The organism is Lutibacter maritimus (genome assembly GCF_900116115.1).
GTDB classification, from domain to species: Bacteria; Bacteroidota; Bacteroidia; order Flavobacteriales; family Flavobacteriaceae; genus Lutibacter; species Lutibacter maritimus.
In genome coordinates, this window is the sequence record NZ_FOZP01000012.1 from 22,443 (window position 1) to 29,195 (window position 6,753).

General features: G+C 27.8%; 8 protein-coding genes. 2 read left to right on the forward strand and 6 right to left on the reverse strand.

The window, feature by feature from the left end; all coding sequences use genetic code 11:
- Positions 1 to 215 precede the first annotated feature (215 nt).
- The 4 genes from BM335_RS15315 to BM335_RS15330 form a co-directional block, all read right to left on the reverse strand.
- Positions 216 to 917, reverse strand: a complete 702-nt coding sequence (locus BM335_RS15315) for a hypothetical protein (RefSeq protein ID WP_090230729.1) — start codon at positions 915 to 917, stop codon at positions 216 to 218.
- 117 nt (positions 918 to 1,034) lie between these two features.
- Positions 1,035 to 1,733: a hypothetical protein gene (locus BM335_RS15800; RefSeq protein WP_177219232.1), complete on the reverse strand. Its 699-nt coding sequence runs from the start codon at positions 1,731 to 1,733 to the stop codon at positions 1,035 to 1,037.
- A gap of 99 nt (positions 1,734 to 1,832) precedes the next feature.
- The gene (locus BM335_RS15325; RefSeq protein WP_090230737.1) at positions 1,833 to 2,582 is read right to left on the reverse strand and encodes a hypothetical protein; all 750 of its coding nucleotides are present in this window, start codon (positions 2,580 to 2,582) and stop codon (positions 1,833 to 1,835) included.
- Positions 2,583 to 2,729: 147 nt separating this feature from the next.
- Positions 2,730 to 3,386 (reverse strand): DUF4240 domain-containing protein, encoded by a 657-nt coding sequence (locus tag BM335_RS15330; RefSeq protein WP_090230742.1) that lies wholly within the window; start codon positions 3,384 to 3,386, stop codon positions 2,730 to 2,732.
- Between the two features lie 385 nt (positions 3,387 to 3,771).
- Here BM335_RS15330 and BM335_RS15335 point away from each other — a divergent pair, with 385 nt between their 5' ends.
- Together BM335_RS15335 and BM335_RS15340 are read left to right on the forward strand one after the other, a co-directional pair.
- Complete coding sequence (locus tag BM335_RS15335; RefSeq protein WP_090230745.1) at positions 3,772 to 4,251, forward strand: hypothetical protein; 480 nt, start codon at positions 3,772 to 3,774, stop codon at positions 4,249 to 4,251.
- Between the two features lie 13 nt (positions 4,252 to 4,264).
- Positions 4,265 to 4,762 (forward strand): hypothetical protein, encoded by a 498-nt coding sequence (locus tag BM335_RS15340; RefSeq protein WP_090230748.1) that lies wholly within the window; start codon positions 4,265 to 4,267, stop codon positions 4,760 to 4,762.
- Positions 4,763 to 5,520: 758 nt separating this feature from the next.
- On the opposite strand, the gene BM335_RS15345 is transcribed toward BM335_RS15340, so the two are convergent.
- A complete protein-coding gene (locus BM335_RS15345) occupies positions 5,521 to 5,712 on the reverse strand; it encodes a hypothetical protein (RefSeq protein ID WP_090230753.1) in 192 nt (63 codons plus the stop codon).
- 835 nt (positions 5,713 to 6,547) lie between these two features.
- The coding region (locus BM335_RS15355; RefSeq protein WP_090230761.1) for an integrase core domain-containing protein at positions 6,548 to 6,753 on the reverse strand (206 nt) is incomplete at its 5' end.

Below are 6,753 nucleotides of genomic sequence, written 5' to 3' on the forward strand. Positions count from 1 at the left end.
AATGCATTACAACGTTTAGTATATGGCAAGTAGGGCAGTAGAAAGCAATAAACTTTCAAGTTTGCACTGAGCCAAAACGTTGTATTTTGTTTTTAATTTATTCATTCTTAAAAGCCAAATCAACGATTTGGCGGTGTTCGTAAATAATACTAAACTTTCGTAAACCACCGAAGGCCCTATTTGCTATATACCTTGTTGGCGGTAGTTTTTATTCTTCAAGGAACTTCATATTTATAAACTACTTTGGTCAATTTATTTTCTGCAAATTCCATTTCAGCTACGTATTCAAGCCCTTCTATAATAAAAGGTTTTAACCCTCCAACTTTATTAGATTCTTCATTTTCAAGCATAACAAAACGCCACCTCAATAAGTCTCTGTCATTTACTTTGCTGACCGAATCAGGGGTTCCAAAGATTTTTTTCACTTCATTAATTGATAAGCCAAGTCTTATTCCTTTTTCAGTTTGAATTCTGTCTATTTTAATGGTCTTTTTGTGGTTATTGATTTCTATTCCTTCAAATTGAAGCAGACTGATTAATTCCGGGTCGGTGATTTTCTTTTCTGTTAGAATGGCTGTAGTTATAGAGTAGTCAGTATAGGGAACGAAATATAGATTGCTCTTACCGTCCGAACTAATAAACCACTTAGAACCATCTTCTTTAAACTGGCTGAATTGAGAGGCATTTATATTAAAGAAGTCAGGGTGTATTCCATTAGAGTAGTTTGGTTTATTCTCTTGAATTTCTGATGGTATATTACTGGTGGTAATGTGTTCTTCTATTATTAATCCTTTCTCTTCCTTTGGGCTTTCAATTTGAACAACGGGAACGTCTATGTCCGATTCCTTTTCGGTAGAAATACTCTGTCCGCAAGAACTCAAAATGATTGCTATTAATATGTAGATAAAGTTTTTCATTTAATTACTGCCAACGGTCTCGGCTATTAGTAGTTGCGTGGTTTAGCACTTAACTTTGCAAGTACACACCAAACTGAAAATCCGCGAGGATTTTCAGAAGTGGGCGAGAACAAGCAATTACTTATAGCCATTGTTGTGCGTTCGTTTTTTTATTCGGTTAACAATTTCAAATCCCAAATATTCTTTCAGTTTCGGGAATTTGTATCTATAATATTCATTCCAATAGCTTATCATTCTACTTTCGGTCTGTTGCCAATATTTAGGGTTTTCGTCTCTAAATTCAGCGTAATAATCCAAAGTGTTTTCGTTTATTTTTTTGTCAATTATTGGAAGCAATTCATAAACGTATTCACCGATTAATTGGATTATAAATGGAACAGTCCATTTTTCTGAACTATCAGATATTAAATTCAGTCGTTTTTCTCTTAAATATCCATTGTGATGACGCAAATAAATACAATTTAAAATGTCTTTTTGTTTGTCAGTCAAAGACTTTTCCAATTCTGGATTTGGTTCGTTAAAGTAAAGTCTGTAAGGAATTATTAGAGTTTCATTGTCAAAATCAATTTTCAATTCCGATTCGTGAATCAGATTGTCAACTTTGTGAGTTTGTCCATCACATAATTTGACTTGATTATTTTCAAATGGTAAGATTTTCAAAACTTCATTCAAGTCCGAATGCAATTCTTTCGGAAACGACTTTTTTAATCTTTCCTGATATTCAGATTTAATATTTCGCTTAAATATCTTTAGCATTTCGTTTTTCTCAAATGACGCACAACGTGTTTGAATATGTTTTGTTGCGTGTTTAAGCACCTAATTTAATAAATAAAAACCGAATAGAAAATCCGAGAGGATTTTCGTAAATGTGCTAAAACCAAGCAATAAAATATATGCATTGTTGGCATTTCGTATTTATATTCCACAATCACAGTTCTCAATCCAATTCTCTTTGTAATAATTCATATAATTTTTTACTAATTCGTACGATTTTTTAAAATCAAAAATCAAATAACTAATATATAATTCTCTATACGATGAAAGAAATCCATTATCTATATTTTTCGTATGAACTACATTGTCTCTTAATTTTTTAAACTTTAATAAAAAGTCATAATCTCTCTGATAATCTTTAAAATATGATTTATTCATTATTTCTGGGATTGCCTTTTTAATTTTAATTAAAAAATCCATAGATCTTTGTGTTCTATTTTTGTCAAATTTTTTTCCTTTAATTTTAATAAAAAAATCATCTGGAATTAATCCATTATTGAAAGCCTCAATTGAAGTAAATAAGTTTATTGTAAAATCAGACGATAATTGGAAAAAATTATAAAACGTATATGATAATTCATCGACATTATCAAACTTTTCAGATTTCTGGATTAAATCTTGTAAACGCAATAACTCAGATAATTTACTCTCAGCATTAGTAAAATACAAAATTGAAGGTTCAGGTTCTGGAATTGCTATTGGTTTTCCACTTACTAAATGAACAAAACCTAGGGTAACATTTTTGTCATTTGTTTGAATAAGTACTTTTGGATATTCATTAAAATCAACCTCTGTAGTTTTCTTTGCATAATCGTTGTAATTTTCAATTTCTGAGAAATGAAAATCAGTTTTAAAATTACCTACAAATTTTCTTTTGGAATGCGATTTCATATGAATGCCAACGGTTTTTGGTATGTTTTGTAGCGGGTTTTAAGCAACTAATTTAGTAAATATTTACCGACCTAGAAAATCCGAGAGGATTTTCGTAAGTGTGCTTAAACCTAGCTATAAAATATACCAGTTGTTGGCTGTAGTTTTTTAAGCAAATGCCATCCATAATTCAGAATATTTAGATGGTAATTCTTTTTCTGTCCATTTTTCTCCTTTTATCTTAAAATCTTCAATTTCATCAGGTAGAGGAATCAACATATCAGTTTTTCCTAAATAAATATCTGAAATTAAATCAGGAATGATTAAATCATCAATTTCCTTAAGTTCTTTTCCGATTATCAAATTTGGATTTAAACAAGCGTTTTTAAAAAAAACTCTCCCTCTTGTCATAAAAATGCTCATTAACAAATATGTTGCTCTTATTTCTGAAGTTTTAAACATAATTAATGAAGTTGCTAATAAATCTTGATTTATGAAATCTCGGTATAATCTATTAACTAAATTATCTAATTCAATTAACTCTTCTCTTTCTAATTTTCTAAAATAATCTTTCAAAAGCCCTAATTGATTTTTATAGCTCCCTCTTGATTTTTTTGAGGATTTATCAATTAAATCCCAAAATATATCCTCATCAAACTCGTTAAAATTTTCACGAATTTCTCTAGTTTCAAGTTGAACTTTTAAATTATATTTTCTATTATATTCTTGATGTAACTTAAATTCTTCGTCAGTTTTTTTATTTCTATAATAATTATATAACTTAAGTAATAAAATAAAAGTTAATCCAATAAATATTCCTTCCATATTATTTTTTTTATTCTGACTAACGTCAAATTTTATTATTGATTATCAATTAGTTAAAGTTATATAAAATTCTTTCATTTTTACTCATTTTATTCGATTTATATTTGGACATTAGCATAAGAATTTAGTAAAATTTCTGTTTCGTAGGGAATTACAGCCAACGGTCTCGTATATAAAAAGTAGCGTGTAAGTTAAGCTACAATTTTCGGACTAATTTAACGTTTATTTACAAGATGGCAAATTGAATTTGGCACAGATTTAGCTATTTTTTATATACATTGTTGGCTGTAGTATTTATTTTATTCATACTTTTGCAAACATTTTAACGACTTTTTAAGTTGTTTTGTTAAAAAAAAATATTATATTCGAATATTAAAAAATTGTAATGGTCGCTGATAGTTTACATAAAAATCAAAGTCAAGCTAATGATATTGAAAGTTGGTTTGATGGTATGGTAGCAAATCTTCGTTATGATCAAACTTTGTTAGAAAACGAAATTATTGATGATAATAAGAGGAAAGTTTATGATGCTATGATTTCAGGTAATCAAGAATTTATGCATAATTTTGGAAGACAAGCAAGTTCTGCATATTTTATTACTAAAATGATTGAAAGCTATCTAAAAGAATTGATTAAAACTCAAAGTAAGCCTAATAAACTAGCTTTTGAATTATCAGATTCAAAAATATTAGTTTGGGCTGAAATATCTGAAGATGATGAAACTATGGAAGATGGATTAATTTTGGCAGAAGCTAAAATTAATGCTGAATTTACTAAATTCGGATTTCATATTTCCTCTACTATCGTTGAAAATTCTGATAAATTAGAAGTTCCTAATCATTACAAAAATATTGCTATTTGTTAAAGATTAATAATTATTGGGAACATTTGCTGAACACATAACTCAATCTAGAAATAATTTAGATTTCTTATCTAAAGTTAATACAAATATTAATAATAGTTGGGATTGGCAAGTAACAGTTTGCTTTTATTCTGCCTTACATTTAATGAATGCTCATATTGTTTCTAAAACTCATAAAAATTATTTGTCGCATAATCAAGTAGCGGAAGTTATTAATCCATTTAATAGTCTTTCTGTTGCTAAATTAGATGAAGAAACTTATCTATCCTATAATAAATTAGTTCAATTATCTCGAAGAGCAAGATATTTATTAAGTGAAAACTTTACAAAAAAAGGAATTGTAGATGTTCAACCTGCTTGTATAACATATAGTAAGCATTTTAAAAAATCTATATATCATTTAGATAAGGTTCTCAGTTTTATTTGTAAGAATTATAATGTTAATTTCGGTAAGATTAATATTTCTTGTATAGACTTGAAAGGTCTAGAATATACTTATTTTACGATTTCCTAATATTACAGCCAACGGTTTTAGTATATGAAAAGTTGCGAAATTATACAGCAATTTTTCGATGAATAAATATACTATTTTTTAGTTTAAAAATTTTCAATTAAATAGAATTAAGCAATTTTTTATATGCATTGTTAGCCACATTAGGGCAGCACCGAACTTTAGGCAAACAGTTAAGTTAATTAAACATCACCAAAACCAACCGAGACAGAATGCCAGCGATTAGTTTTTAAATACACCTTTCATAATTGATTAAGCGAATCACATTTTAAATACAAAACCAACTATCTTGCATTTAGGTTGGTAGTTTAAGATTAGCATTTGCACCTTTTTTGGAAAGAACGAGGCAGAACGCAACCGAAAACTTGCTTTAAACGATTCATTTATCAATGTAGATTTCAGTTTCTTAAAAAACTAAAACTTTCTTGCGTTTAGTTCCCAAAAAAGGATCAAATCTATCAGATTAAATTTAAAGAACTTATTTATAATTTGTTAAACAACTCGTTCATCATTAACTACTTAATTCGTCTTGCCCTGTTGTTGCTAACGAGTTTTTATATGATTTGTGCGACTGGAAAATCGGAGATTTTTCGGTTGTAGCAAATCGTTTGTTGAATGTTTGTCGTTTGTACTAGTTCAAATTTAAGCATAAATTATATGAGTTGTTGCCTTTTAGTTGCTTTTTTGTCGATTTAATAAAATCATTTTTCATACTTAAATTCGTACAGGTTCAATTTTCAGTTTTGTGATGAAACTCAATTTTAGAATAATTTTTGAGTTAACTCTTTTTTATCATTCTCGAATTTTTCGTTAATTTTTCTTAATTTTTTAATTCGTTCTTTTTCGGTTATGTTTTTATTGTCAATTATTTTAGACTTTAAACTCATATATTTTTCTTTTAAAGCATTCAAATAATAAGTCTTTCCTCCAGTGTGTAATTTTAATTCTTTCATATTCGTTTTTATCTGATGTAAAAATTAAAAAGGTTTACCTATTTGATTCAGAACTTTTATTCTCACTAATTATTCTCATAATCATTGCAAAAATTATAAAGAGATTCGCAATAATTCTCATATAAAAACCAGCATCATATTCTTTGAATGTGAAAATATTTGCAAATAATAAAATCAAACTTGCAACTAGAATACTTATAGAAATGTATTTTTTTTTCATAGAATTTTCGTTTTTCGCAATTAAAGGCAACGGTTTTAGTATATGAAAAGTTGCGAAATTATACAGCAATTTTTCGATGAATAAATATACTATTTTTAGTTTAAAAATTTTCAATTAAATAGAATTAAGCAATTTTTTATATGCATTGTTAGCCACATTAGGGCCGCACCGATAGCGATTAGTTTTTAAACACAGCTTTCATAATTGATAAAGCGAATCACAATTTAAATACAAAACCAACTATCTTGCATTTAGGTTGGTAGTTTAAGATTAGCATTTGCACCTTTTTTGGATTAGAACGAGGCAGAACGCAACCGAAAACTTGCTTTAAACGATTCATTTATCAATGTAGATTTCAGTTTCTTAAAATACTAAAACTTTCTTGCGTTTAGTTCCCAAAAAAGGATCAAATCTATCAGATTAAATTTAAAGAACTTATTTATAACTTGTTAAACAAATCGTTCATCATAAACTACTTAATTCTTCTTGTCTTGTCCTGAAATAGGTTGACCATTTTTTGGTTAAAAATTAGGATTAAAAATAGTCAAATTACCGGAACATTGATAAGTTTTTTCAAAAAAATCCCTGTGGGTTTTAAAAAACTTACCAATATTCCTACGCTGATTTTTTTGCATATGATTTATATTTTTGTTGGTTATAATTTTGGTGAACATTTTGTGGCGTATTAAGATCCAGGCTCCAATGTAATCTTTCATTATTATAAATTTGTACAGCTTGTTTAATCATTTTCTGAGCAATGCTTATAGATTTAATAGTTTTTTTGAGTCCAAATTCGTATTTTAGAATACCGTTAATTCTTT

Coding starts and splice junctions, on each gene's coding strand:
- BM335_RS15315 (WP_090230729.1), bottom strand. CDS start 917: ATGAAAAACTTTATCTACATATTAATAGCAATCATTTTGAGTTCTTGC.
- BM335_RS15325 (WP_090230737.1), bottom strand. CDS start 2,582: ATGAAATCGCATTCCAAAAGAAAATTTGTAGGTAATTTTAAAACTGAT.
- BM335_RS15330 (WP_090230742.1), bottom strand. CDS start 3,386: ATGGAAGGAATATTTATTGGATTAACTTTTATTTTATTACTTAAGTTA.
- BM335_RS15335 (WP_090230745.1), top strand. CDS start 3,772: ATGGTCGCTGATAGTTTACATAAAAATCAAAGTCAAGCTAATGATATT.
- BM335_RS15345 (WP_090230753.1), bottom strand. CDS start 5,712: ATGAAAGAATTAAAATTACACACTGGAGGAAAGACTTATTATTTGAAT.